The sequence below is a fragment of the Pseudomonas sp. Root401 genome (assembly GCF_001425105.1).
Classification (GTDB): Bacteria; Pseudomonadota; Gammaproteobacteria; order Pseudomonadales; family Pseudomonadaceae; genus Aquipseudomonas; species Aquipseudomonas brassicacearum.
The window spans coordinates 402134-428663 of the sequence record NZ_LMDO01000012.1 but is presented as its reverse complement, the minus strand read 5'-3'; the positions used below and the strand labels follow the sequence as shown (position 1 = coordinate 428663).

22 protein-coding genes and 1 pseudogene are annotated in these 26530 nt (G+C 60.6%); 7 read left to right on the top strand and 16 right to left on the bottom strand.

From position 1 onward, the window contains the following. Nucleotides 1-192: 192 nt before the first annotated feature. Nucleotides 193-453 (top strand): accessory factor UbiK family protein, encoded by a 261-nt coding sequence (locus ASC85_RS11820; protein WP_003206819.1) that lies wholly within the window; start codon nucleotides 193-195, stop codon nucleotides 451-453. Nucleotides 454-650: 197 nt separating this feature from the next. On the opposite strand, the gene ASC85_RS11815 is transcribed toward ASC85_RS11820, so the two are convergent. The 3 genes from ASC85_RS11815 to ASC85_RS11805 all read right to left on the bottom strand — a co-directional run bounded on the left by ASC85_RS11815 (nucleotide 651) and on the right by ASC85_RS11805 (nucleotide 4525). After that, entirely contained in the window at nucleotides 651-1235 is a 585-nt protein-coding gene (locus ASC85_RS11815; protein ID WP_057449443.1) for a hypothetical protein, read from the bottom strand. Between the two features lie 324 nt (nucleotides 1236-1559). Further along, complete coding sequence (locus ASC85_RS11810; protein ID WP_057449442.1) at nucleotides 1560-2834, bottom strand: sensor histidine kinase; 1275 nt, start codon at nucleotides 2832-2834, stop codon at nucleotides 1560-1562. A gap of 245 nt (nucleotides 2835-3079) precedes the next feature. Next, complete coding sequence (locus ASC85_RS11805; RefSeq protein WP_057449441.1) at nucleotides 3080-4525, bottom strand: alpha/beta fold hydrolase; 1446 nt, start codon at nucleotides 4523-4525, stop codon at nucleotides 3080-3082. A 216-nt stretch (nucleotides 4526-4741) separates the two neighbouring features. Between ASC85_RS11805 and ASC85_RS11800 the strand changes: the two genes are divergently transcribed. Continuing rightward, nucleotides 4742-6235 (top strand): YifB family Mg chelatase-like AAA ATPase, encoded by a 1494-nt coding sequence (locus ASC85_RS11800; protein WP_057449440.1) that lies wholly within the window; start codon nucleotides 4742-4744, stop codon nucleotides 6233-6235. A gap of 6 nt (nucleotides 6236-6241) precedes the next feature. Here the strand turns inward: ASC85_RS11800 and ASC85_RS11795 are convergent, their stop codons facing one another. The 4 genes and pseudogenes from ASC85_RS11795 to ASC85_RS11785 form a co-directional block, all read right to left on the bottom strand. Then, nucleotides 6242-7456 (bottom strand): aldose 1-epimerase family protein, encoded by a 1215-nt coding sequence (locus ASC85_RS11795; protein WP_057449439.1) that lies wholly within the window; start codon nucleotides 7454-7456, stop codon nucleotides 6242-6244. 376 nt (nucleotides 7457-7832) lie between these two features. Next, the gene (locus tag ASC85_RS33805; protein ID WP_431496259.1) at nucleotides 7833-8555 is read right to left on the bottom strand and encodes a methyl-accepting chemotaxis protein; all 723 of its coding nucleotides are present in this window, start codon (nucleotides 8553-8555) and stop codon (nucleotides 7833-7835) included. A 180-nt stretch (nucleotides 8556-8735) separates the two neighbouring features. Continuing rightward, a pseudogene (locus ASC85_RS33800) lies at nucleotides 8736-9650 on the bottom strand (Cache 3/Cache 2 fusion domain-containing protein); the annotation flags it as partial. Between the two features lie 345 nt (nucleotides 9651-9995). Then, a complete protein-coding gene (locus tag ASC85_RS11785) occupies nucleotides 9996-10916 on the bottom strand; it encodes a LysR substrate-binding domain-containing protein (protein ID WP_003206829.1) in 921 nt (306 codons plus the stop codon). Nucleotides 10917-11074: 158 nt separating this feature from the next. Here ASC85_RS11785 and ASC85_RS11780 point away from each other — a divergent pair, with 158 nt between their 5' ends. After that, complete coding sequence (locus ASC85_RS11780) at nucleotides 11075-12469, top strand: NorM family multidrug efflux MATE transporter (protein ID WP_057449584.1); 1395 nt, start codon at nucleotides 11075-11077, stop codon at nucleotides 12467-12469. Nucleotides 12470-12578: 109 nt separating this feature from the next. Here ASC85_RS11780 and ASC85_RS11775 read toward each other — a convergent pair whose 3' ends face one another. Then, complete coding sequence (locus tag ASC85_RS11775; RefSeq protein WP_057449437.1) at nucleotides 12579-14249, bottom strand: putative bifunctional diguanylate cyclase/phosphodiesterase; 1671 nt, start codon at nucleotides 14247-14249, stop codon at nucleotides 12579-12581. Nucleotides 14250-14522: 273 nt separating this feature from the next. Here ASC85_RS11775 and rep point away from each other — a divergent pair, with 273 nt between their 5' ends. Continuing rightward, a complete protein-coding gene (rep, locus tag ASC85_RS11770; RefSeq protein ID WP_013694550.1) occupies nucleotides 14523-16532 on the top strand; it encodes a DNA helicase Rep in 2010 nt (669 codons plus the stop codon). 57 nt (nucleotides 16533-16589) lie between these two features. Continuing rightward, nucleotides 16590-17162 (top strand): xanthine phosphoribosyltransferase, encoded by a 573-nt coding sequence (locus ASC85_RS11765; protein ID WP_014340844.1) that lies wholly within the window; start codon nucleotides 16590-16592, stop codon nucleotides 17160-17162. Nucleotides 17163-17287: 125 nt separating this feature from the next. On the opposite strand, the gene ASC85_RS11760 is transcribed toward ASC85_RS11765, so the two are convergent. The 6 genes from ASC85_RS11760 to dadA all read right to left on the bottom strand — a co-directional run bounded on the left by ASC85_RS11760 (nucleotide 17288) and on the right by dadA (nucleotide 23420). Further along, a complete protein-coding gene (locus tag ASC85_RS11760; RefSeq protein WP_057449436.1) occupies nucleotides 17288-19210 on the bottom strand; it encodes an acetyl-CoA hydrolase/transferase C-terminal domain-containing protein in 1923 nt (640 codons plus the stop codon). A gap of 136 nt (nucleotides 19211-19346) precedes the next feature. Then, nucleotides 19347-19760 carry a c-type cytochrome gene (locus tag ASC85_RS11755; RefSeq protein WP_057449435.1) on the bottom strand — a complete coding sequence of 138 codons (414 nt, stop codon included), beginning with the start codon at nucleotides 19758-19760 and terminating at the stop codon, nucleotides 19347-19349. 182 nt (nucleotides 19761-19942) lie between these two features. Then, nucleotides 19943-20491 (bottom strand): cupin domain-containing protein, encoded by a 549-nt coding sequence (locus ASC85_RS11750; RefSeq protein ID WP_003206841.1) that lies wholly within the window; start codon nucleotides 20489-20491, stop codon nucleotides 19943-19945. A 128-nt stretch (nucleotides 20492-20619) separates the two neighbouring features. Next, nucleotides 20620-21693, bottom strand: a complete 1074-nt coding sequence (gene alr, locus ASC85_RS11745; protein WP_057449434.1) for an alanine racemase — start codon at nucleotides 21691-21693, stop codon at nucleotides 20620-20622. Between the two features lie 97 nt (nucleotides 21694-21790). Further along, nucleotides 21791-22144 carry a RidA family protein gene (locus tag ASC85_RS11740; protein ID WP_046064458.1) on the bottom strand — a complete coding sequence of 118 codons (354 nt, stop codon included), beginning with the start codon at nucleotides 22142-22144 and terminating at the stop codon, nucleotides 21791-21793. Further along, nucleotides 22116-23420, bottom strand: coding sequence for a D-amino acid dehydrogenase (gene dadA, locus ASC85_RS11735; RefSeq protein ID WP_014340848.1), 1305 nt, complete (start codon nucleotides 23418-23420; stop codon nucleotides 22116-22118). The genes ASC85_RS11740 and dadA overlap by 29 nt, the downstream gene beginning before the upstream one ends. 155 nt (nucleotides 23421-23575) lie before the next feature. On the opposite strand from dadA, the gene ASC85_RS11730 reads away from it, so the two are divergent. Next, nucleotides 23576-24064, top strand: a complete 489-nt coding sequence (locus tag ASC85_RS11730) for an Lrp/AsnC ligand binding domain-containing protein (protein ID WP_003206849.1) — start codon at nucleotides 23576-23578, stop codon at nucleotides 24062-24064. A gap of 154 nt (nucleotides 24065-24218) precedes the next feature. Here ASC85_RS11730 and ASC85_RS11725 read toward each other — a convergent pair whose 3' ends face one another. Beyond that, on the bottom strand, nucleotides 24219-24572 hold the full coding sequence (locus tag ASC85_RS11725; protein WP_003206850.1) for a YkgJ family cysteine cluster protein: 354 nt from the start codon (nucleotides 24570-24572) through the stop codon (nucleotides 24219-24221). A 145-nt stretch (nucleotides 24573-24717) separates the two neighbouring features. Here ASC85_RS11725 and ASC85_RS11720 point away from each other — a divergent pair, with 145 nt between their 5' ends. Further along, nucleotides 24718-26031, top strand: coding sequence for an NAD(P)/FAD-dependent oxidoreductase (locus tag ASC85_RS11720; RefSeq protein WP_057449433.1), 1314 nt, complete (start codon nucleotides 24718-24720; stop codon nucleotides 26029-26031). A gap of 133 nt (nucleotides 26032-26164) precedes the next feature. Here the strand turns inward: ASC85_RS11720 and ASC85_RS11715 are convergent, their stop codons facing one another. Next, nucleotides 26165-26410 carry a DUF1127 domain-containing protein gene (locus ASC85_RS11715; protein ID WP_057449432.1) on the bottom strand — a complete coding sequence of 82 codons (246 nt, stop codon included), beginning with the start codon at nucleotides 26408-26410 and terminating at the stop codon, nucleotides 26165-26167. Nucleotides 26411-26530 lie beyond the last annotated feature (120 nt).

Sequence of the window (26530 nt, the reverse complement as noted above, 5' to 3'; positions counted from 1 at the left end):
CACCCAAACCCTCTGATTTCAGTCTCTTGGCCACCTGCTCGACGTGCACTGCGCCATGAACCGCAGCGATACGCACAACAACAGTGCAGCGACGCCCGGCCTCATGCGCGAAAAGCGTGCATCCCTTGCTTGCGAATTGACTATAGACACTGCGTGATACACTGCCCGCCATTGTTTTCAGGACACCTGCACATGCTTGCGCCAAAAGACCTCCTCGACGCCCTGAGCGGCCACGCCTCCCGTATCTTGAGCGGTGACACGCCACTGCCCAAAAGTGAAATCGAGAGCCAGTTCAAAGCCCTGCTGCAAAGCGGCTTCAGCAAGCTGGACCTGGTAAGCCGGGAAGAATTCGACAGCCAGATGGTTGTGCTGGCCCGGACCCGGGCGCGGCTCGAAAGCCTGGAGGCCAAGGTTGCCGAGCTTGAGGCAAAGATGAGTCCACCTATCGAATAACGAGTGTCCCCGTAGAACTGCCGAGAGCAGCGATGTTTTAAGTTGCTGCAGCCGTTTTGGGGTCTGGCGCTGGTGACCACCTTACTTGACGAACACATCAGCCGCGGCATGCTCGGGATGGCTGTGACGGTGATTGTTTACGTGGCCGGAGCGAAATAATTCTGCAAGTAACCACTGGTACGGCGCTTCGAGTTGGCTCAGTTGAAAACCGGAAACGCGCCACTCCTTGGGTCCACTCCAATCTGGTGCCGCTGCTCCCACTCCTTCCCCTTGTACCCAGTGATCAGGAAAACCTTGATACCGGCGTAGTTGTGCCCGTAGTAGTTCATGACGCATTGACGCACCATTGCAAAGCCGTCAGCCCTGTCGCGATGTACCGGCATGGTCACCATGTGAATTTCGGTGGGAATGGTATGAAAACTGTCGAGTAGTTTATCAACCTCTTCCCTGACAAGCGGGCTGGGCGGGATATGCGCCAGTCCTGCTTTTCCTGGCGACCATACAGAAAGCATCGTGCACCAGGATGCCGAGTCTGACCATAGAACGTCGTTTTGCTCAACGCGCGAAAACATCGTATCGACGTACGTGTAGTGCAGATTGCGAATGGCGGGGACCCCGCTGCTTTTCCAATAATTTCCGTCCAGCGCCCCGGGAGGCTCCAGCGGCCTATTGCTCCGCTCGCCATCGGGTATCAATCGGCTAATCGACCGTTCAGGCAAATCGCGTCTGACGCAGTTTGTCCATCCGCTTGTATCAGCAGTTGTCAAAGTTATTTCCGGCATGCGCCTCTCCTATTTCAGGGAGCAGAGAAATTTCGTCTGAGTTATTTTTAGCAGACAACTTCCTTACTCGCCTGGGGCTGGGGAGGTGTTTTGCACGCTGGGTAGGATTGGCGGAGGGCCCTATCGGTCTAACTATCTCGAAAAGGTCAACAAGTGGAGGTGGTCGCGATGTTAACTTCATAAATTGTGGCGCTGGTATTGCTCTGCGACCTGTGCTCATCGGAGTTTCTCGACGACATCAAGCTTCTCCGCCTCGCTGATCGGACCTCGCTCTAGAGTCTGGTCGGTGTAAAACGAATGAATTGGACTTTCGTGAGACAGACTTCATGCCGACTGCTCAACCACTCGGTCCGGAGTCGAAGCCAGCGGCAGCACCAGAATAAATAGCGCGCCCCTGCCCGGCCCGGCGCTCTGCACGGTCAGATCGCCGCCCATCTCGTGCGCAGCCAGAATGCAGCTGTGCAGGCCAAAACCGTGGCCGTCGACACGCGTGGTGAAACCGTGCTCGAACACCCGTGCAAGGTTGTCCTGCGATATCCCCTCGCCATTGTCCTCGACCTCGACTCGCACGCGCCCCTCGTCAACGACCTTCAGGCGCAGGATGATCTGCGGCGGCCGGTTCGCCCCCGCATCCAGCGCCTGCTTGGCGTTGTTGATCAGATTGACCAGGATCTGCAGCACTCGATGCTTGTCCAGCGGCATTTGCGGAACATCGCTGAACTCCTTGATCAGCGTGATGTGGTGACGGGCCAGGGACACATCGCAAATGCGCACGACATCCTCGACCAGCTCACGCAACGAGCCCGGCTCCAGCACGCTGGCGTTGCCGGCGTAGGATTGCTGAGTGGCGACGATTTCCTTGATGTGATCGATTCGGCGGGTCAACTGTGCCAACTCGGCGATCATGCCCTGCTGCTCGACGGCCAGCGCGTCGGCCAGCTTGTCGAGATAGTCCGGTAGCGCGCGCCCTTTCGGATCGCTGCTGATGAAGTCACCGAGGTCATCGGGATGCTCCTTCATCAACTGGGCAACCTTGGCCACCCCTGGCCCCTTGGAGGTGTGCACCTTCTCGTAGAGGACCTGGGCTGACACATTGACGCTGTTGAGCACATTGCCCACGTTGTGCAGCACATTGGTAGCGATCTCCGCCATGCCGGCGCGGCGCGCGGTGGTGACCAGTTCAGCCTGGGCCTCGCGCAACTCGTCGTTGACCTTGGCCAATTGCTGCGGGCTGGGGATCTTCAGGGCCGCCGGCACCAGCCGGACCAACAGGATGGCGGTAATCACCGAGGCAATCGCGGTGATTACCTTGACCAGCGCCATCAACCAGTAATACGGCTGCCAGATGGTCAGGATCTCCATCACATGGCTGGTCCCGCAGGCCAGGATAAACACGCCAAATGCCGCGAGCATCCAGTCGAACGGCACGTCCTTGCGCTTGTGGATAAAGTACAGGAGGGTGAAGGGGATGGTGACGTAGGACAGGGCGATCAAGCCATCGGCGATCACATTGGTCCATAGCAGATCCGGACGCCACATGTAGCGATGCCCGTGGGGCATGAAGCGCTTGTCGGTTAACAGCGCCAGCAGATCGTTCATGGCCACTTCCTCGCTGTGCCGTTGATACCGCCAAGTGCCGACTGGGCAAATCGGAGTCTAGCAGAGGGCTGGTCTCGGACAATTTGCCCGCCGGCGGGACTTTTTGGAGGCCCCCGTGATAGTGAAGAAAGCGTAGAAGTCCACAAACTGAAGACATTGTCAGCAGAGATGCCAAGGAACTTGTGCGGAGTAAGCGCGGAGCGCCTTAACGCTCCGCACTCTTTCACATTGGCTACCGTGAACCTCTATGGCCTGTCCAGCTTCACCGCAGACGCAGCCATCCAATAGCCCTCCCGCCAGAATTTATAGTCAGCAAACTCTCCATGTTTCTGTGGCCACTTACCGTGATTGTCTATAGGGAAGCGAGTTAAATGCACCCTATTGCGCAGCGGTCTGTAACACGCCACGTCATCGACAATCTGGGCATCAGGAAAAATGTCTTCAGCCAACCGCGTCATATTCCACCACGACCCGGCCGTTCGGTCTTTGAATGAATTGACTTCGCCAAACGTATAGTCAATCCAGTTCAAGAGACTTCCACGCGGCATGAAGTCATAAAAGAAATTCTCACCAATCTCTCTGTACGGATCCAGGCTCAAATTCCAGAAGTCCACTTCAGGCCTTGTTATCAACCAAGGCACAACGACGTTCTCGACTTCTTTTACCCGCGCAGCAGCGCCCATGAACACCAGGTTATTCACGTTGAGATCCGGATGTCTGGCAAGCATATTAACCGCGACAATCGCCCCCATACTATGGCCAACAATGTTTATCTCACTCCCATCAACAGAATATGAGCCCCCCTGTTGATCACCCTTTTTCTCCAAACGATGGAGCAGTGCCGTAACGGCTGTATCAGCAGAGCGAACCGGCCCCTTGAACTCTTTATCTGGTTCGGTGATTAAATCGCCTTCAAACGCGATATTTTTAGTCAACACCAAATCAGTACGACGAAGCATCCCATCCCATGCTCCGGTTCCAAAGCCGTCGACCAAGGGGGCCATCCCCAGCTTGACTGGATTCCATACGGTGTAGTAATCACTGCGAACACCGACATGGGGCGGCGAATTACTTATCTGGAATCCCATGTCGTCGAGCTTATCAACTCTTCTTTGGTAATCCGCCTCATCAACGCTATTGACGCTTTTGGAAACCGCGACAGGGTCTGAAACTTCCTTGTATAGCGAAGATGGAACCCTGACCAAGGATCGTCCTAAATCCTCAACCAACACTACGGGCGAGGTCAGCGCACCCAGTACCGGCCTGTTCAACCCTTTTCGAATTCTAAATAGATGATCAGCATAGTTAGGCCAGAAATCGGAATTCCAAGCAATAAAGATAGGGTATTGATGATCGGCGAGCATGTCATCGACCATTCTTCCAGGACGGTCAACCGCGGTAGAGAAATTATTCAAACCGCCGTGTATGAACAAGGTAATTCTTAATTTTTTATCCTTGCTCCGGAGCGCTAGATAGTTCTGCAGGATACTTTCAAGATACGCCTTCTCATCTGCTTTTGTTTTCTTCAGATCGCCTCGTTCTCCGATGATTGTTTTTTTGTTTGGATCAATGAGGTTTCCATCCCCATCAATGTAAAGCATGTGCAATTTGGCATTCTGGTAATCGGTTCCTTTATGACCTGCACACCCCGCCAGCACAATAATTGTTATCAGCCACGTCAAGAGCTTCATGCGACCCCCTCCCTTTAAGTTCTAGGAGTGTAGAAGAGAACCGGGGCTTTAATGGCATCATGCCATTCGCCTTCTTTAGCCAAAACTCAGGCTGCTCAGCACGCCGCAACATCCTGCCAAAATTTCCCCTTTCAATTTCCCCGCCCAAGCTCATCCCCCACGACTAACCTTCCAGAGCCGCAGGACGCGGCGCCTCATTCACTCAAGGAACGATTCATGTCGCTTGCCATTGTCCACAGCCGCGCCCAAGTAGGGGTCGAGGCTCCTGCCGTTACCGTTGAAGTCCACCTGGCCAATGGCTTGCCGTCGCTGACGATGGTTGGCCTGCCGGAGGCGGCGGTGAAGGAAAGCAAGGATCGGGTGCGCAGTGCGATCATCAATTCGGGGCTGAATTTCCCGGCACGGCGCATTACCCTGAACCTGGCGCCGGCAGACCTGCCCAAGGACGGCGGCCGCTTCGACCTGGCCATTGCCTTGGGGATCCTGTCAGCCAGCGTGCAGGTGCCAACCCTGACGCTGGATGACGTGGAATGCCTGGGTGAGCTGGCGTTGTCCGGCGCGGTGCGACCGGTGCGTGGGGTATTGCCCGCGGCGCTGGCGGCGCGCAAGGCCGGGCGCATGCTGGTGGTGCCGCGGGCCAATGCCGAGGAGGCCTGCCTGGCCTCGGGGCTGAAGGTGATCGCCGTGGACCATCTGCTCGAAGCGGTAGCGCACTTCAACGGTCACACGCCGGTCGAGCCTTTCGTTTCCAACGGGCTGCTTTCGGCGAGCAAGCCCTACCCCGACCTGAACGAAGTCCAAGGCCAGGCCGGGGCCAAGCGGGCCTTGCTGATTGCCGCCGCGGGGGCTCATAACCTGTTGTTCAGCGGGCCACCGGGCACCGGTAAGACCCTGCTGGCGAGCCGTTTGCCAGGGCTGTTGCCACCCCTGGCCGAGAGCGAGGCCCTGGAGGTCGCGGCCATCCAGTCGGTGGCCAGTTGCGTGCCGTTGAGCCATTGGCCGCAACGCCCGTTTCGCCAGCCACACCACTCGGCTTCCGGCCCGGCGCTGGTGGGTGGCGGGTCAAAGCCGCAGCCAGGGGAGATCACCCTCGCCCACCATGGCGTGCTGTTTCTCGATGAGCTGCCGGAATTCGACCGCAGGGTACTGGAAGTCTTGAGAGAGCCGCTGGAGTCCGGGCACATCGTGGTTTCTCGCGCCCGTGACCGAGTACGCTTCCCGGCGCGTTTCCAGTTGGTGGCGGCAATGAATCCCTGCCCCTGTGGATATCTTGGCGAGCCCAGCGGCCGCTGCTGTTGTACACCGGACATGGTGCAGCGCTACCGCAACAAACTCTCCGGGCCGCTGCTGGACCGTATCGACCTGCACTTGACCGTCGCCCGGGAAGCCACGGCGTTAAACCCCAAGCGCGAAACCGGGGACGATACAGCCACGGTCGCCGAGCAGGTGGCCGAGGCCCGGGAGCGTCAGCACAAGCGCCAAGGCTGCGCCAACGCCTTCCTCGATCTGCCGGGGTTGCGCCAACACTGCAAGTTATCCACAACCGATGAGACCTGGCTGGAAACCGCCTGCGAGCGGCTGACCCTGTCGCTGCGTGCTGCCCATCGCTTGCTCAAGGTCGCCAGGACGCTGGCAGACCTGGAGCAAGCGGGGAGCATCCGTCGCGAACACCTGGCCGAAGCGTTGCAGTATCGGCCGACTACGGCTTGAACCCCGTCATGGTTTGCTCAGGTCAACCAACGGTGTTTCCCGGACTTCGGTTTTCTGATCGTTCTGGATGGCGTCGATGCGCTTGAGCGCCTTATCCACAGCGCCCTTGTCCGCCAACAGGCTGTAGTGGATCTGGAACTGCTTGTGCTCTTTCGGCGCGATGGTAGGAACCAGACCCAGAGGGCGCTGATACCGGCGGTTATAGGAAAAACTGGTGCCTGGCTCCAGCCCGGTCACGTAGCCCTGCCCCTGGGTATCGGTGTTTTTCCACAGGGAGAACACCGGAAGCGTGCTGGTGTTGAAGCCTACCGACACACCGAGGCTACCGGCCTTGTTGTGCAGCACGGTGAGGGTGTCGCCCTTGGCATCAGCGTATGGCACGACGTTGTAGACGGTTTCATCGTAATCCTTGGTCGGGCCCCGGTAGGTTTGCCAGTCGGACAAATCGCCCTTGGCCTTGTCGTTGAACGGCGAAACCTGCTTGACCGGTGCCGCGAAACGAGCGCCCTGCTCCAGGAACGGCGTGCTGAAGTTGCTGTGGTAGAGCGCTTGGTATTCCTTCGGATAATCGCCGTTGTTGGTCAGCGTATCGCTGAGCGCGAACGTCACGCTGCCGGGCTCGGTGACCAGTTCGGTCTGCACCGAGAAGTCGACCTTCTTGAACGCCTGCTCCTTCAACTCGCCCCGCAGGGTGATGGCGTAGGGCGGTTTTTCATCAATGTGCAGGGTGACTTTGTTGGCGGGAATATTGGCGGCGCGACCATGCAGGGTCAGCAGCTCACCGTTGTCCATGCCGGGGTGGCCGACCCACTCGTAGCCGCAACGGGTGACCAGCTCGTTGAACCCTTCGAGCCAGCCCAGCCCGCCTCGGCCGTTGAGTTCGATGAACGCCGGATTGACCACTTCCTTGACGGGCGAATCCCAACCCATGCGCACATTCCCGACCGAAGCCTGTAGCACGTTCATGCCACGGGTCGGGACGACCGAAAGTTTCAGGGTGCCATTGTCGATGTCGATGATGCTGACGCCTTCCTGCCGGCCGCCGTGCAGGGTGCGCATCGTCACGGAAAAGGGTTTGCCGGTCTTCACGCCCAGTTGCTGGCTGGTGATTTGCCAGGGCTGAGCGGATTTATCCGTATCCAGCAGGACGTAGTCCCAAGCCATCGCATGGGAGGTAGCGCCCAGGGCGCCAAGGGTAACGAGGAGTTTGAGCGGAGTCATGGTCACGACCTTTTATTGGAGTTGTGCGGTTTTTATAGACTTGAAGAAACGTTTCAGCAAGCTTAAAAACAGCAATATCCTTAAAAAAGGAACGACCACCGGATGGCAGCTTTTGTGGGAGCGAGCTTGCTCGGATAGCAGTGGATCAGATTGAGATGATGTTGCCTGGGCGGCTGTCATCGCGAGCAAGCTCGCTCCCACACTGATTCCCGGCGGGCGTCAGAAGTGGGATCACCGCAATTCCTTGTGGGAGCGAGCCTGCTCGCGATAGCGGTGGGTCAGTGAGCAGAGATGTGGCTGGAGAGCCGCCTTCGCGAGCAAGCTCGCTCCCACACTAATCTCGGGGGGGAGCTTGCTCGCGCGGGTTGCAGAAGCCTCAGCGGAACCGATCAACCTCTTGGCGCAGGTCCTGGGCCAGTTTTTCCAGTTCCTTGGCAGTGAGTGCCAGGTTCGAGACCACCTGGCGCTGTTCGCTGTTGGCCATGGCGATGCTTTGCAGGTTGCTGCTGAGCAGGGTCGCGGTGCTGCTTTGTTCCTGGGTGGCGGTGGTGATCGCCGCAAACTGCTGGCCCGCCGAGCGGCTCTGCTCGTCGATGCGCGCCAGGGCCGTGGCCACGTTGGCGTTGCGCGACAGGCCTTCCTGCATCAACAGGTTGCCCTGCTCCATCGTGCTGATGGCATTGCCGGTTTCCTGCTGGATGCTGTTGATCATGCCGGAAATTTCGTCAGTGGCCTGGCGAGTGCGGGAAGCCAGGCTGCGAACTTCATCGGCCACCACGGCGAAACCACGGCCCTGCTCGCCTGCACGGGCCGCTTCGATGGCGGCGTTCAAGGCCAGCAGGTTGGTCTGCTCGGCGATCGAGGTAATGACGCCCACGATGCCGCCGATTTCCTGGGAACGCTGGCCCAAGGTATTGATGACCGTGGCGGTGCTGTTCAGCGCGCCGGCAATTTGTTCCAGTGACGACGATGCTTCGTCCATCGAGGTCCGGCCAATGCGGGTCTGCTGGGCGTTTTCCTGGGCCAGGCGCTCGGTGTTGCCCATGTTGTCGGCAATGTTCAACGAGGTTGCACTAAACTCTTCCACTGCGCCGGCCATGCTGGTGATTTCACCGGATTGCTGCTCCATGCCTTCATACGCTCCGCTGGACAACCCGGACAGCGCCTGGGCACGGCTGTTGACCTCCTGGGAGGCCTTGCGGATGTGCTCGACCATGGTCGACAAGGCCTGGCTCATCTGGTTGAAGGCACGGGCCAACTGACCGATCTCATCATGGCTCGACACGTTCAGGCGCACGCTCAGGTCACCGGCGCCCAAGGCTTCGGCCTGGCGTACCAGATCGCCGAGCGGTGCCAGCTTGCTGCGCAGCAACCACATCGCCGAGCCGACCGCCAACAACATAGCCAGCAGGCTACCAATGGCCAGTTGCGTACCGACGCTCCAGGTCACGGCGCGAATTTCGGTCTTAGGCATGCTCGCCACCACCGCCCACGGCCCACCTTCGAACGGTACGGCAACGCTGTAGAAATCTTCGGCGGTATCTGTCCAGAACGCGCCCTTGCCCGGTTTTTTGATCAGACCCGTGATGGCCGCGGTAGCGTTGTCCAGCGCCTGCACGCCGGCCGGCGGTACCAACCATTTGTTTTGTTCGTCCAGCAGCGCCAGGGAACCGGTCTGGCCAATGCGGAAGCGCTTGAGGTTCTCGAACTGCGCGTTCTGCGCGTCGGTGTAGTCGAAGCCTACATACAACACGGCAATGATCTTGCCGCTGCTGTCGCGTACAGGCGTGTACTGCGACATGTAGAAGCGTCCGAACAGCAAGGCTCGGCCAATGTAGCTCTGTCCGCTGATCACCGGACCATAGGCAGGGCCGGCGCGGTCGAGCACGGTACCAATGGCCCGCGTACCGTCCTGCTTGCTGACTGAGGTACTGACGCGGATGAAATCGTCGCCACTGCGCACGAAAACCGTGGCAACCCCGGCGGTCATCGTTTTGAAGTCATCCACTTCCTTGAAGTTGTTGTTCAACACTTCGCTGCCCAGGCTCAAGCCTGGGGTTTGTACGCCCGCCACCGTCACCGGCTGGTCCGGATGCACGGTCAGGCCCGCGCTGAAGCGCTTTTCGAACAGACCAGCCAACCGCTGCGTGCTCTCGCGCAAGGTGCTGTGGAACGTATTGAGCTGATCGGCCATCAGACGCGCTTCGCTGGCCAGGTGTTCTTCACGGGTGGCAAGGTTGGCAGCGTCCAGCGAACGCAGGGCGAAGACGGTACTGCCGGAGATCACGACCGCCAATATCACAGCGAGGGCAAGGCCTAGCTGTGAGGCGATCCGGGCACGGGGTTGAGACATGACGGCTCCTGGCCGAGAGACCGGATCATCCTGATCACGCTCGCACGCTCGGCATTTTATTCGGGTGAGGTGTAAGTTGGCCTTTCTGAACGAAGGTTCCATCTTCACGGAGTCGGCGGCAAAACCAAATACTTGAGCGGCTTGGAAGGATTAATGTCAAGTGGCTATCACGCCAACTGCAACGTTTCAGCCCAGACGCTGCACGTCGGGTAATTGCATGGCCTTCACCTCACCCTGGAGGAAGTCGCTGAGCCGGCGCAAACGTTCACCTCCCGGCCGGGTTTTCGGCCAGACCAGGTAATAGTGTTCACCGCTGGCGACAGCCGTCGGCCATGGCAGGCTCAGGCGTCCCTGGGCGACATCCTCGGCCACCATCAACAGGTCGCCCATGGAGACCCCATAGCCACGTGCCGCCGCGATCATGCCCAGCTCCAGGGTATCGAACACCTGCCCCCCCTTGAGCGAGACCTTGTCGGACAGCCCCATGCGTTGCAGCCAATTGCGCCAGTCCCGGCGATCGGGCGTGGGGTGCAGCAGCTCCGCACTGGCCAACCGCGCCACATCCCAGGGCTGGTCGTTCAACAGGTTCGGCGCGCCCACCGGGATCAATTCCTCGGGAAACAGCAGACTGGCTTCCCAGTCCGCCGGAAAATGCCCGTTGCCGAGCAAGACGGCGCAATCGAAGGGTTCGACGTTGAAGTCCACCGAATCGATGTCCATCCAGGCACTGGTCAGTTGTACCTCGTTGCCGGGCTGCAAATGCCGGAAGCGACTCAAGCGCGCCAACAACCAGCGCATGGTCAGCGTGGAAGGCGCCTTCATGCGCAAAATGCCATCCTCGCCATGCAAGGTGTGGCAGGCCCGCTCCAGTGCCATGAAGCCCTCACGTACGCCCGGCAACAGCAACCGCGCTGCCTCGGTCAATTGCAGGTTGCGGCCGCTGCGCAGGAACAGCCGACAGGCAAAGTGATCTTCCAGCGTGCGAATGTGCCGGCTGACGGCGCTCTGGGTGATCGACAGCTCTTCAGCGGCGCGGGTGAACGAGCTGTAGCGCGCCGCGGCTTCGAATGCCCGCAGCGCATAAAGAGGAGGAAGACGACGAGACATCGCAAAAGCTCCATGGCGTTGTTTGCAAACCCTACCAGAAACGCCTCCAGCATGAGTTTTAATCATGCCAGCGATCTTTTTTATCCCTTTGTGCAATCCGCCGAGAGCGCCGAGAATCGTTGCTTTACTGCCTTGTTTGAAGATGGAGCGTGATGATCATGCGGCATCCGGTGCGTACCGAACTCTGGGCCATCCTGCGGCTGGCGGGGCCGTTGATTGCCTCGCAGTTGGCGCACATGCTGATGGTGCTCACCGACACCGTGATGATGGCGCGCCTGAGCCCCGAAGCCCTGGCCGGCGGTGGGCTTGGGGCGGCCACCTATTCGTTCGTGTCGATCTTCTGCATCGGCGTGATCGCTGCGGTGGGCACCCTGGTCGCGATCCGCCAGGGCGCAGGCGATGTCGAAGGCGCCACCCGGTTGACCCAGGCCGGTTTATGGCTGGCCTGGCTGATGGCGCTGATGGCCGGGTTGCTGCTGTGGAACCTCAAGCCGGTGCTGCTGATGTTCGGCCAGACCGAAACCAACGTGCTGTCCGCCGGACAGTTCCTGCTGGCGCTGCCGTTCGCCCTGCCCGGCTACTTGAGCTTCATGGCCCTGCGCGGTTTCACCAGCGCCATCGGCCGGGCTACACCGGTCATGGTGATCAGCCTCGGCGGCACGGTGGCCAACTTCCTGCTCAACTACGCGCTCATCACCGGTATGTTCGGCCTGCCGAAACTCGGCTTGATGGGGATCGGCCTGGTCACGGCCATCGTTGCCAACTGCATGGCCCTGGCGCTGGCCTGGCATATCCATCGGCACCCGGCCTACCGTGCCTATCCATTGCTCGACGGCCTGTCGCGGCCCAATCGCCAGTACCTCAAGGAACTGTGGCGCCTGGGCCTGCCGATTGGCGGCACCTACGCGGTGGAGGTCGGGCTGTTTGCGTTCGCCGCGCTGTGCATGGGCACCATGGGCAGCACGCCGTTGGCAGCCCACCAGATCGCGCTGCAAATCGTCTCGGTGGCGTTCATGGTGCCGGCCGGGATGTCCTACGCCATCACCATGCGCATCGGCCAGCACTACGGTGCCGGGCAACTGCTGATGGCACGCCTGGCCGGTCGGGTCGGGATTGGCTTTGGCGCGGCTGCCATGCTGGCGTTCGCCATGGTGTTCTGGCTGCTGCCCCATCAATTGATCGGCTTGTTCCTGGACCACGACGACCCGGCGTTTCGCGAGGTGATCAACCTGGCCGTGAGCCTGCTGGCCGTAGCGGCGTGGTTCGAGCTGTTCGATGGCACGCAAACCATCGCCATGGGCTGCATTCGCGGGCTCAAGGACGCCAAGACCACCTTCCTGGTGGGGCTGGGTTGCTATTGGCTGATCGGCGCGCCGGCGGCGTGGTGGATGGCGTTCCACCTGAACTGGGGGCCGACTGGCGTCTGGTGGGGCCTGGCCCTGGGGCTGGCCTGCGCGGCCGTGAGCCTGACAGCGGCGTTTGAATGGAAGATGAAGCGGATGATTCGCAGTGAGCCCGGACGGCAGCGTTTCGAGGCCATCCAGGCCGATTGAGATATGCCCCTGTGGGAGCGAGCTAGCTCGCGATAGCGGAGTGTCAGTCAAACTAAGTGGGACAGATCTATCGCCATCGCGAGCAAGCTCGCTCCCACAGGGTTTTGTGTCAGCTGATTTCCAGCATCGATTGCTGATCACCCTCGAAGGTCAAGTACTCAACCAACTCCGGCAACGGCAACGGCTTGCTGATCAGGAACCCCTGCACCTGGTCGCAACCGAAGCCGCGTAGCAGATCCAGTTGTTCCTGGGTTTCCACACCTTCGGCCACCACTTCCAGGTTGAGGTTGTGCGCCAGGTTGATCATCGCGTGCACCAGTTTGCGGTTCTCTTCGCGCTGCTCCATGCCACCGACGAAGCTCTTGTCGATCTTGAGCAAGGCGATCGGCAGGCTGTTGAGGTGCACGAACGAGGAGAAGCCGGTGCCGAAGTCGTCCAGGGAGAAGCGCACCCCCAGGCGGCCCAGGGCATCCATGGTCTGCTTGACCAGCTCGCTGCGGCGCATGACGGCGGTTTCGGTGAGTTCGAACTCCAGCCATTGCGCCTCGACACCCCGCTCGGCAATCAGCCGACTCAAGGTCGGCAGCAACTGGCTGTCCTGAAACTGCCGGAACGACAGGTTGACCGCCATGTGCAACGGCGCCAGCCCCCGCTCGCGCAGGGCCTGCATGTCCCGCAGCGCCCGGGAAATCACCCAGTAGCCCAGCGGCACGATCAGGCCGCTCTGTTCGGCCAGCGGCACGAACTCACTCGGTGGCAGCAAGCCACGTTCGCCGTGACGCCAGCGCACCAGCGCTTCGAGGCCGACAATGTGGCCGCCATCGAGGTTCAGCCGTGGCTGGTAATGCAGTTCCAACTCGTCACGGCGCAGTGCCCGGCGCAGTTCGCTTTCCAGGTCGGCGAGGCTGCGGGCATTGCGATTGATGCGCTCGTTGAAGATATGAAAGGTGCAGCCCTGGGTGCTCTTGGCCTGCTGCATGGCGATGTGGGCGTGCCACATCAGCGGATCGGCGCCGGCCTGGGCGCGAGCGTGGGCAACCCCCAGGCTGCAGCCGATCAGCAGGCTTTCACCGTCCACCCAATAGGGTTCGGCCAAGGCTTCGGTAATACGCTCGGCCATCCACTCGGCCCGCTGTGGTGCGCGGCGGGTGTCGATCAACAGGGCGAATTCATCACTGCCCAACCGCGCCAATTGATCGCCGGCCTCGAGCGAGCTTTTGAGCCGCGACACCACTTGCAGAATCAAGCGGTCACCGGCCTGATGGCCGAGGGCGTCGTTGGCGTGACGAAAGTTGTCCAGGTCCAGGTGACCGAGCGCCAGGCCACGGCCGTCGTTTTCCGCCAGGCGCGCCGCCAGCAGCGTCTGGAAACCCTGGCGATTGGCGATCCCCGTCAATGGGTCCTGTTCGGCGAGGCGCTGCAAGGTGTTTTCCAACACGCCGCGTTCGCGCACATGGCGCAGGCAACGACGCAGGGTCGCGCTGTCGAGGACATCACGCACCAACCAGTCACTGACACCGTCGGGGGCAACCGCCGGCTCGTGCTCAAGCAACAGGATCGTCGGCAGGCTGCAACGGCCCGGCGCCGGCTGCAACGCCGCAACGGTCAGCAACACCGCGTTGCGATTATCTTCGAACAGGCTGCTGACTGACTCCCAGTTCGGGGCGCTGATCAACACGACCGAGGGCCCCAAGGGCGCCAGGCACTCGCGCAATATTGCTGACCACGCAGGCTCTTGGGCCAATAACAGCAAACGCAAGGGTTCGACAGGCGTTGACAAGCTGACTCCCTAGACTCTGCAAGGTGGTAGGCGCCGGGCATTATGACGTGCCGATGGGCAATGACCAATGCCAATGGTTCTCAAATACGCGGTTTTGGTGGTTTTTTTCCACTCCAAATCCTGCGCTGGACGCAATTGGCCCCACATCCTGCGTGAAAGTAGCAGAAGCGGCAAATGACAATGCGCTGTGCGTCACAAGTCGGACAGAGCAGCACAATTCTCTGAGCCTGTTAAAATGCCGGCCCATTTCGCAAACGACTCCCTGACTCTGTCATGTCCCGACTCAATCCCCGGCAGCAAGAAGCCGTGAACTATGTCGGCGGCCCTCTTTTGGTGCTCGCCGGTGCAGGCTCCGGCAAGACCAGCGTAATCACCCGAAAGATCGCGCATCTGATCCAGAACTGTGGCATCCGCGCCCAGTACATCGTCGCCATGACCTTCACCAACAAAGCCGCCCGGGAAATGAAGGAACGGGTCGGCGGCCTGCTGCGCGCCGGTGAAGGCCGCGGCCTGACGGTCTGCACCTTCCACAACCTGGGCCTGAACATCATCCGCAAGGAACACGCGCGGCTGGGCTACAAACCGGGCTTCTCGATTTTCGACGAGACCGACGTCAAGGCCCTGATGACCGACATCATGCAGAAGGAATACTCGGGCGACGACGGCGTGGATGAGATCAAGAACATGATCGGCGCCTGGAAAAACGACCTGATCCTGCCGCCCGAGGCCCTGGAAAACGCCCGCAACCCCAAGGAACAGACCGCCGCCATCGTCTACACCCACTACCAGCGCACGCTCAAGGCGTTCAACGCGGTGGACTTCGACGACCTGATCCTGTTGCCGGTCAAGCTGTTCCAGGACCACGCCGACATTCTCGAAAAATGGCAGAACAAGGTCCGCTACCTGCTCGTCGACGAATACCAGGACACCAACGCCAGCCAGTACTTGCTGGTGAAGCTGCTGATCGGTACGCGCAACCAGTTCACCGTGGTAGGCGACGACGACCAATCGATCTATGCCTGGCGCGGCGCGCGGCCGGAAAACCTGATGTTGCTCAAGGAAGACTATCCGTCGCTCAAAGTAGTGATGCTGGAGCAGAACTACCGCTCCACCAGCCGCATCCTGCGCTGCGCCAACGTGCTGATTTCCAACAACCCCCACGAGTTCGAAAAACAACTGTGGAGCGAGATGGGTCACGGCGACGAGATCCGCGTGATCCGTTGCCGCAACGAAGACGCCGAAGCCGAGCGCGTGGCCATGGAAATCCTCAGCCTGCACCTGCGCACCGACCGGCCGTACAGCGATTTTGCGATCCTGTACCGCGGCAACTACCAGGCCAAGCTGATCGAGCTGAAACTGCAGCATCACCAGATCCCTTATCGCCTGTCGGGGGGCAACAGCTTTTTCGGACGCCAGGAAGTGAAGGACCTGATGGCTTACTTCCGCCTGATCGTGAACCCGGACGACGACAACGCCTTCCTGCGGGTGATCAATGTGCCGCGCCGGGAAATCGGCTCGACCACCCTGGAAAAACTCGGCAACTACGCCACCGAACGCAAGATCTCGATGTACGCCGCCACCGATGAAATCGGCCTGGGCGAACATCTGGACAGCCGCTTCACCGACCGCCTGGCGCGCTTCAAGCGCTTCATGGACAAGGTTCGCGAACAGTGCGCCGGGGAAGATCCGATTTCGGCACTGCGCAGCATGGTGATGGACATCGACTACGAGAACTGGCTGCGCACCAACAGCTCCAGCGACAAGGCTGCCGACTACCGCATGAGCAACGTCTGGTTCCTGATCGAGGCGTTGAAGAACACCCTGGAAAAAGACGAAGACGGCGACATGACGGTCGAGGACGCCATCGGCAAACTCGTGCTGCGCGACATGCTCGAACGCCAGCAGGAAGAGGAAGACGGCGCCGAAGGTGTGCAGATGATGACGCTGCACGCCTCCAAGGGCCTGGAATTCCCCTACGTGTTCATCATGGGCATGGAAGAAGAAATCCTGCCGCACCGCTCCAGCATCGAGGCCGACACCATTGAGGAAGAACGGCGCCTGGCGTACGTCGGGATTACCCGGGCCCGTCAGACGCTGGCCTTCACCTTCGCCGCCAAGCGCAAGCAATACGGCGAAGTGATCGACTGCGCCCCCAGCCGCTTTCTCGATGAACTGCCGCCGGACGACCTGGCCTGGGAAGGCAACGACGACACGCCGACGGAAGTCAAAGTCGTTCGCGGCAACAGTGCCCTGGCCGATATACGCGCGATGTTGAAGCGCTAGAATCACTTACTTTTTTCATCGACTTCAGGCGCTGAACGCGTCATCAGAGGAGGCTTCATGGAAGCCCTGCACCAGAAAATTCGTGAACAAGGCATCGTGCTGTCCGACCAGGTCCTGAAAGTCGACGCCTTCCTGAACCATCAGATCGACCCACAGTTGATGAAGCTGATCGGCGACGAATTTGCCGCGCTGTTCAAGGACTCGGGCATCACCAAGATCGTCACCATCGAAGCCTCTGGGATTGCCCCGGCGATCATGACCGGGCTGAACCTGGGCGTACCGGTGATCTTCGCCCGCAAGCAACAGTCCCTGACCCTGACGGAAAACCTGCTGTCGGCCACCGTGTATTCGTTCACCAAGAAAACCGAAAGCACCGTCGCCATCAGCCCGCGTCACCTGACCAGCAGCGACCGGGTGCTGATCATCGATGATTTCCTGGCCAACGGCAAAGCCTCCCAGGCGCTGATCTCCATCATCAAGCAGGCCGGCGCCACCGTCGCCGGGCTGGGAATCGTGATCGAGAAGTCATTCCAGGGCGGCCGTGCGGAACTGGATGCCCAGGGCTATCGCGTCGAGTCGTTGGCCCGGGTGCAGTCGCTGGCGGGTGGGGTCGTGACCTTCATCGACTGACCATCCATTTCAATCCTGTGGGAGCGAGCCTGCTCGCGATAGCGGAGCGTCTGTTACACCAATGTGTCTGACAGACGCTCCGCTATCGCGAGCAGGCTCGCTCCCACAGTGGAATGTGCACGCTGCTAAGGCGCAGTAGCCTTAAGCCCCGCCAGCAACAACCGTTGAAACAACTCTTCCTTCAGCCCTTCAGGGCTGGCCAGCTGCATCCGTTCCAGATGCCCGGCAAACTCCCATGGCTCCGGCGCATCGAGCGCGGCCTTGCCCAATTCCAGGATCTCGGTGAGTTTGAACTTGCTCTTGAGCCAGTTCAGCGCCCGCAACAGGTCCCGCTCGACCTCGTCGAAATCACACCCCAGGGGGTATTCGGGAAACAGGTTCGGATGGCGTGCCTGGATCGCCTGCAAGCGTTCCGATGTGTTGTCGGCGAAGCGCGGGTCGAGGCGGAAATCCTTCGGCAACTTGCCGGCACTTTGCGCCTGCTCGATCAACCCGGGCTGGAAGCGTGAATCGCTGATGTTCAGCAACGCCTCGATCACCGCGGCGTCAGTCTTGCCTCGCAGGTCGGCAATGCCGTACTCGGTCACCACGATGTCGCGCAGATGCCGGGGAATCGTGCAATGACCGTATTCCCAGACGATGTTCGAGCTGATCTCGCCCCCGGCCTCACGCCAACTGCGCAGCAGCAGGATCGAGCGTCCGCCCTCCAGCGCATGCGCCTGGGCAACGAAGTTGTACTGCCCGCCCACGCCGCTGAGCACCCGCCCGTCTGCCAACTGATCGGCCACCCCGGCCCCCATCAGGGTCATGGTGAAGACCGTGTTGATGAAACGGGCGTCGAGGCGCTGCAGGCGCTTGAGCTGTTCCTGGCCGTACAGCTCGTTGATGTAACTGATGCGCGTCATGTTGAATTCGAGCAGACGGCTTGGCGGCAACTCGCGCAGGCGTTCATAAAAACTGCGCGGCCCGAGGAAAAATCCGCCGTGTATGCAGATGCCGTCAGGTTGCGCGGCCTCGTCGAGGGTGCCGGCGTTGGCCCGTTCCTGGGTCGGAACGTCGGGGTAGACCTTGCGCCGGATGATTCCGGCCTCGGCCAGCACCAGCAAACCGTTGACGAACATCTCACTGCAACCGTACAGCCCTTTGGCAAACGGCTCGACCCCGCCCTCGCGCTCGATCAGTTGCGCCCACTGGCTAAGGTTCAGGTCCGCCAGCAACGCCTGGTAACCGGCATTATCGGCCTGGCGCGCCAGCAGCGCCGCCGTCAATGCATCGCCCATGGCGCCGATGCCGATCTGCAGCGTCCCGCCATCGCGCACCAGGGTACTGGCGTGCAGGCCGATCAGATGGTCCTGGAAGCCCACCGGCATGTTCGGCGTGGAAAACAACGTGTGGCTGTCCTTCTCGTCGATCAACAGGTCGAAAGCGTCGATACCGACTTCCGCGTCGCCCGGCATGTACGGCAAATCGTTGTGCACCTGGCCGACCAGAAGGATGGTCTCTCCGGCCGCGCGCCGCTTGGCGATCATCGGCAGCAGGTCGAGGGTGATGTCCGGGTTGCAGCTCAGGCTCAGGCGATCCGGATGCTCAGGATCGCTCGCCACCAGTTGCGCCACCAGGTTCAAGCCGGCGGCGTTGATGTCCCGGGCTGCATGGCTGTAGTTGCTGCTGACATAGTTCTGCTGGGCCGACGCGCTGTGCAGCAGACTGCCGGGCTGCATGAAGAACTGCTCGACCCGTATGTTGACCGGCAGGCTGTCGTGATGCAGATCGGCCAGGTAATCCAGCTCGGGGTAATCACCGAAGACCCGTTCGACAAAGGGTTCGAGGAAGCGCTTCTGCAGACCGTCGCCCAGGTTTGGCCGGCCCAGGCTCAAGGCCGTGTAGATCGTCAGCTGTCGCTCGGGCAGTTGTGCGATGCGCCGGTACAGCGCGTTGGCGAACAGGTTGGGTTTGCCCAGCCCCAGGGGCATGCCGAGATGAATATGCGCGGGCAGGCGCTCGAGCACGTCATCCACCGCCTGTTCGATTGAACACAACTGCACCATCGGACCCTCCTGGACATTCCATGAATGTGGGTTGGACCGAGCTTGCCGCGTCTTGGTTGCGATGAACAGCCCTGGAAAAACCCCAGGCACAAAAAAGCCGCTCGTAAGCGGCTTTTTTGCGCAAGATATCGGCGTATTACAGGCCGGACATCTCTTTGATGGCGCCCTTGAGGTCGTCATCCGAGCAATCGGCGCAGGTGCCTTTAGGCGGCATGGCGTTGATGCCGGTAATGGCCTTGGCCAGGATGCCGTCGAGACCGCCCTGGTGATCGGCGCGCTCTTTCCAGGCAGCCTTGTCACCGATTTTCGGTGCGCCCAGCAGGCCGGTGCCATGGCAAGCGTTGCAATGCTTTGCAATCACTTCAGCCGGCTTCTTGGCACCACCCGCGCCGCCAGCGGCAGTGGCAACTTCCATGCCTTTGCATTCTTTCCCCTGGACGCAGACCTGGCCGACGGGTTCGAGGCGCTTGGCGATTTCGTCGGTGGTCGCCGCTTGGGCACTGACTGCCCATAGGGCCAATACGGTTGCTGGTGCAGCCAGCATTTTCATAATTAGGTTCACGCGTACACCCTCAATGGTGGCTAGTCACGCCTGCGGCCACGGTTTGCAGGCGGGCGCAAGTATAGCGGTAAGCCCGTCACACTGAAACAACCCCAAAGTCGCAAGGGTCTTGTTTGCAATGACGGTTCCTTCCCTGGGCGCCTTTACCGTACGGGCCGGCGCCGCTTTTTCTAGAAATTGGCCGGTGTGGCTGCGCTGATCAGTCGCGCCGGCACGTCGAACGGATTACGGAAACGGTGGGGCTTGGTGCTTTCGAAATAGTAGCTGTCGCCCGCTTCGAGCACGAAGGTTTCGACACCGACCACCAGCTCCAGCCGCCCTTCCACCAGGATCCCGGTTTCCTCGCCCTCATGGGTGAGCATCTCTTCACCGGTGTCGGCGCCAGGCGGATAGATTTCGTTGAGGAAGGCAATCGCCCGGCTCGGGTGTGCCCTGCCCACCAGCTTCATGGTCACGGCGCCGTCGGAGATGTCGATCAGTTCGTTGGCTTTATAGACGATCTGAGTCGGTTTCTCCTGAAGGATTTCTTCGGAGAAAAACTCGACCATGGACATGGGAATCCCGCCAAGGACCTTACGCAGCGAGCTGATCGAGGGGCTGACGCTGTTCTTCTCGATCATTGAAATAGTGCTGTTGGTGACGCCCGCGCGCTTGGCGAGCTCACGCTGGGAAAGGCCTTTGAGTTTACGAATGGATTGCAGTCGTTCACCGACGTCCAATGCTGGAGCCTCCAGGGAATCAGGTTGTGAGGAAAGTGAGCGTTATCATGGCGACAGCGTTCAGTATTTACAACACTTTGACCCGAATCCTGTTCGGTGAAGCGACTTTCGGTAGCTGACGCCGTGCGTCAATGCCCGGAATAGAGCCGTGGCACCCGCCGCAGGTTGCAGAAAATCTGATAGGGGATGGTATCGGCGGCCTTGGCAACGTCGCTGGCAAGGATGTTCTTGCCCCACAACTCCACGGTCGAGCCGAGCCCGGCCTGGGGGATATCGGTCAAGTCGACACACAGCATGTCCATCGACACCCGTCCGACCAGCTGGCTGCGCTGCCCATCCACCAGCACCGGCGTACCGGTGGGCGCCTGGCGTGGGTAGCCGTCGGCATACCCCATGGCGACCACGCCGACCCGGGTCGGTTGCGTGGTCACAAAACGGGCACCGTAGCCCACCGGTTCGCCAGCGGGCAATTCGCGCACGCAGATGATCTTCGACTCCAGGGTCATCACCGGTTGCAGGCGCGAGGCGACGGCGTTGGGCTCGTCAAAGGGCGTGGCCCCGTAGAGCATGATGCCCGGGCGCACCCAATCGCTGGGTATCTGCGGCCAGCCCAATACTGCCGGTGAGTTGCGCAGGCTGATCTGCGCTACCAGGCCCTGGCGGGCCTTGTCGAATACCGCCAGTTGCTCGGTGCTGCTGGGATCGTGCAGTTCATCGGCACGGGCGAAGTGGCTCATCAAGACAATCTTCGCCACCTTGCCGCTGGCGAGCAGGCGACGGTAGGCCGCCTGGTAATCCGCCGGATGCAGGCCGACCCGGTGCATGCCGGAATCGAGCTTGAGCCATACCGTGATTGGCTGGCTCAGTGCGGCTTTTTCAATCGCTTCGAGCTGCCACAACGAATGCACCACGCACCAGAAATCGTGCTCGACGATCAACGGCAGCTCACTGGCCTCGAAAAAACCCTCGAGCAGCAGGATCGGCCCTCGGATGCCACCGGCCCGCAGCTCCAGGGCTTCTTCGATGCAGGCCACGGCGAACCCGTCCGCCGTGTCCTGCAGCGCCTCGGCGCAACGCACCGCGCCGTGCCCATAGGCGTCGGCCTTGATCACCGCAAGGGCCTTGGCCCCCGTGACTTCGCGGGCCAATTGGTAGTTGTGACGCAGGGCTTGGAGATCGATCAGGGCACGGGCAGGACGCATGGCGGCAGGCTTCTAGGCGGTCATGAATAAAAAACCGGTGCTGGCTGACAGCATGAGCCACCAACAGCACCGGGAGAGGGATCGTTTGGGCCGGTATTTAAGGCAACGCGGCCACGACGGACAGCTCCACCAGGATCTCCGGCTCGCACAACTTGGCTTCCACCGTGGCACGGGCCGGGGCGACACCCTTGGGCAACCATTTGTCCCAGACGGCGTTCATGCCTTCGAAGTGCGCCTCGATGTCCTTCAAGTAGATCGTCACCGATAGCAAACGATTCTTGTCGGTTCCGGCCAGGTCCAGCAAGCGCTCGATATTGGCCAGGGTTTCGCGGGTCTGCTGTTCAATACCGGCGTTCATGTCGTCGCCGACCTGTCCGGCCAGGTAAACGGTGCCGTTGTGCACGACAACCTGGCTCATGCGGTCATTGGTGAGCTGGCGCTGGATTGACATGTTTTGCAGACTCCTGGTGTTTGCTGCCATAACGGGAAATATCGAGGCCTTCGGCGCTGATCTGCGGCTTTTTCTTCGCCATCAGATCGGCCAACAGGCGACCGGAACCGCAGGCCATGGTCCATCCGAGGGTGCCATGGCCGGTGTTCAGGAACAGATTCTTGAAGGGCGTAGCCCCCACGATTGGCGTGCCATCCGGGGTAGTCGGGCGCAAGCCGGTCCAGAAACTGGCCTGGGCCAAGTCGCCGCCCTGAGGATAAAGGTCGTTGACGATCATCTCCAGGGTTTCGCGCCGACGCGGGTTGAGGGACAGGTCAAAACCGGCGATTTCCGCCATGCCGCCCACCCGAATACGGTTGTCGAAGCGGGTGATCGCGACCTTGTAGGTTTCGTCGAGAATGGTCGAAGTCGGCGCCATCGCCGGGTTGGTGATCGGCACGGTCAGGGAGTAGCCCTTGAGTGGATACACCGGTGCACGGATCCCGAGAGGCTTGAGCAGTTGCGGCGAATAGCTGCCCAGGGCGAGGACGTAGCGGTCGGCGGTTTCCAGCTTGCCGTCGATCCAGACACCGTTGATGCGGTCACCGGCGAAGTCCAGGCGCTGGATATCCTGGCCGAAGCGGAATTGCACACCGAGCTTCTCGGCCATTTCCGCCAGGCGCGTGGTAAACATCTGGCAGTCGCCGGTCTGGTCGTTCGGCAGGCGCAAGGCGCCGGCCAGGATGTCGGTGACATTCGCCAGGGCCGGTTCAACCCGGGCAATGCCCGCGCGGTCGAGTACTTCGAACGGCACACCCGACTCTTTCAGGACGGCGATGTCTTTTGCCGCGCCATCGAGCTGGGCCTGGGTGCGGAACAGCTGGGTGGTCCCCAGGCTACGACCCTCGTAGGCAATGCCGGTTTCGGCGCGCAGCTCGTCGAGGCAGTCACGGCTGTACTCGGACAGGCGCACCATGCGCTCCTTGTTGATGGCGTAGCGGCTGGCGGTGCAGTTGCGCAGCATCTGTGCCATCCACAGGTATTGGTCGATGTCGGCAGTGGCCTTGATCGCCAGCGGCGCGTGGCGCTGCAGCAGCCACTTGATGGCCTTGAGCGGTACGCCCGGTGCGGCCCACGGCGAGGCGTAACCCGGCGACACCTGGCCGGCGTTGGCGAAACTGGTTTCCATGGCAGGCGCCGGCTGACGGTCGACCACCACCACTTCAAACCCGGCACGGGCCAGATAATAAGCACTGACGGTGCCGATGACGCCGCTACCCAAGACCAGAACGCGCATGTTGATGCCCTCATCGCGGATAACCGCTGACGTTTGTTGTACATAGCTTTGATGGTCGCAGTGTAAGAAAGATTAGCCAGTGCTTTTCACTATATAAACGCCTATATTTGGCGAGAATTCTCGGCAAAAACCCTTTTCACGGAGGCGCATCACCTGTGCGTACCAACACCCAGACCAAACGTGAGCTGGACAAGATCGACCGCAATATCCTGCGCATTCTCCAGGCGGACGGGCGCATCTCCTTCACTGAGCTGGGGGAAAAGGTCGGCCTCTCCACCACGCCCTGCACCGAGCGGGTACGGCGCCTGGAGCGCGAGGGCATCATCATGGGCTACAACGCCCGGCTCAATCCGCAGCACTTGAAGGGGAGCCTGCTGGTGTTTGTCGAGATCAGCCTCGACTACAAATCCGGCGACACGTTCGAGGAGTTCCGACGCGCCGTGCTGAAACTGCCTCACGTGCTGGAATGTCACCTGGTGTCAGGGGACTTCGACTATCTGGTGAAGGCACGGATTTCCGAGATGGCTTCGTACCGCAAGCTGCTGGGGGACATCCTGCTCAAGCTGCCCCATGTGCGCGAATCCAAGAGCTATATCGTGATGGAAGAAGTGAAGGAGAGCTTGAACCTGCCGATTCCGGATTGATGACGGTTTCCAAGGCAGGGGTCGTCTGGACGGCCGCTTTCGCGAGCAGGCTCGCTCCCACATCGTGCGGTGGTGAATACCTTCTTGTGGGCAACGGAGATCCATTGTGGGAGCGAGCCTGCTCGCGAAAGCTGCGACTCGGTATTTCAGACCGCTAGACCAACACCTGCCGAGTGCTGGCCATGTATTCATGAATCTGCTTCTCGACCCGCGGATGAATCAGTTCCACCGGTCGCCGGCCATTGGGACACGGCAAGGTCGCCGTGGTGCCGAACAGCCGGCAGATCAGCGGGCGCTCGTCGTAGACGGTGCAACCGTTGGGCCCCAGGTGCACGCAGTCGAGCGCTTCCATGGCCGCGTCCTGTTCGGCGCGGGTCTTGCGGGGCAAGCGGGCCATTTCCTCCGGCGAGGTGGTTACCGGACCACAGCAGTCATGGCAGCCCGGTACGCACTCGAACGAGGGAATCTGCTGGCGTAGCGTGCGGATTTTTTGACTGTTGCAGCTCATCGAGGCGGTTACCGAAGGAGACGGTCCAGGATTCTGCCTTAAAAGCCGCGCACCAGACAGCGCCAGCCGACCGGTGTTGCCCAGTAAGGAATCGCCAGCTTATGCTCCGTAAAATTTCTCAAACACAAAAATCAGGATTACGCACATGAACGCCCGTGTTCAGCAACCTGTCCCGAGCCACGCGCACGCCGCCTCTTATTACGCCGCCAGCAGCCTGCCGCAACCGGACCATCCGCTGCTGCAGGGTGAATTGCGGGCGGATGTCTGCGTCGTCGGCGGCGGGTTTTCCGGGTTGAACACGGCAATCGAACTGGCCGAGCGCGGCATGAGCGTGGTGCTGCTGGAAGCGCACCGGATCGGCTGGGGCGCCAGCGGGCGCAACGGCGGCCAATTGATTCGTGGCGTCGGCCATGGCCTCGATCAGTTTGCGCCGATCATCGGCGCCGACGGCGTGCGCCAGATGAAGCTCATGGGCCTTGAGGCCGTGGAAATCGTCCGACAGCGCGTCGAGCGCTTCCAGATCCCGTGCGACCTCACCTGGGGTTACTGCGACCTCGCCAACAAGCCCAGCGACCTGGAAGGCTTCGCCGAAGACGCCGAAGAACTGCGCAGCCTGGGTTATCGCCACGCGACCCGACTGCTGCAAGCCAGCGAAATGCACAGCGTCGTGGGTTCGGATCGTTATGTCGGTGGGTTGATCGACATGGGCTCGGGGCATCTGCATCCGCTGAACCTGGCCCTGGGCGAAGCCGCCGTCGCGCAGCAACTGGGGGTCAGGCTGTTCGAGCAATCGGCGGTCACACGTATCGAGTACGGTCCTGAAGTGAAGGTGCACACCCAACTGGGCTCGGTCCGCGCCAAGACGCTGGTACTGGGCTGCAACGCTTACCTCAATGGACTCAATCCGCAACTGGGCGGCAAAGTGCTGCCGGCCGGCAGCTACATCATCGCCACCGAACCCTTGAGCCAGGCCCAGGCACAGGCGTTGTTGCCACAGAACATGGCGGTCTGCGATCAACGTGTGGCGCTGGATTACTACCGGCTTTCAGCGGATCGACGCTTGCTGTTTGGTGGGGCCTGTCACTATTCCGGCCGCGACCCACAGGACATCGGCGCGTACATGCGGCCGAAGATGCTCAAGGTCTTCCCGCAATTGGCGGACGTGAAAATCGATTATCAATGGGGCGGGATGATTGGCATCGGCGCCAACCGTTTGCCGCAGATCGGCCGGCTCAAGGACCAACCCAATGTGTATTACGCCCAGGCCTATTCCGGCCATGGGCTGAATGCCACGCACCTGGCCGGCAAATTGTTGGCCGAAGCCATCAGCGGGCAGCACAGCAGCGGCTTCGATCTGTTCGCCCAGGTCCCGCACATGACTTTCCCTGGCGGCAAGCACCTGCGCTCGCCGCTGTTGGCGCTGGGGATGTTGTGGCATCGGTTGAAAGAGTTGGTCTAAAGAACTTCAGCACTACGGATGACGCTATCGCGGGCAAGCCTTGCTCCCACAGGTCAATTTCAAATCTGTGGAAGCAAGCAAATCTGTGGGAGCAAGGCTTGCCCGCGATAGCAATCTCAGGACCCACACCGCTTCAAAGCCGCCAGAACGGCTTGAGCCCCTCCTCCCGCGCCTGCTCCCGAGTCAGCCCGATGTCACGCAACTGTTCGGGTGTAAGTTCCAGCAAGGCTTGGCGTGTATGCAGACGATGCCAGAACAGGGCCCAACGGCTCAGGCCGGACGGCGGATTGCGCAACATCGCGCTACGCAGCCCCTTCTCCTGCCCTGCCGCCAGTTCCTGACTGTGTAACGTCAGCCGCACATCGCTCAAGCCGTTCATTTTGATCGCTCCTGTTTACTTGGGTAGCCAGAGGTTTCATGATGCGCGGGTGGTCAAAAGCAATACAGATTCAACTCATTTTTTTTATAAGCATACAGATTCGCTATTTCCAGCACTGAA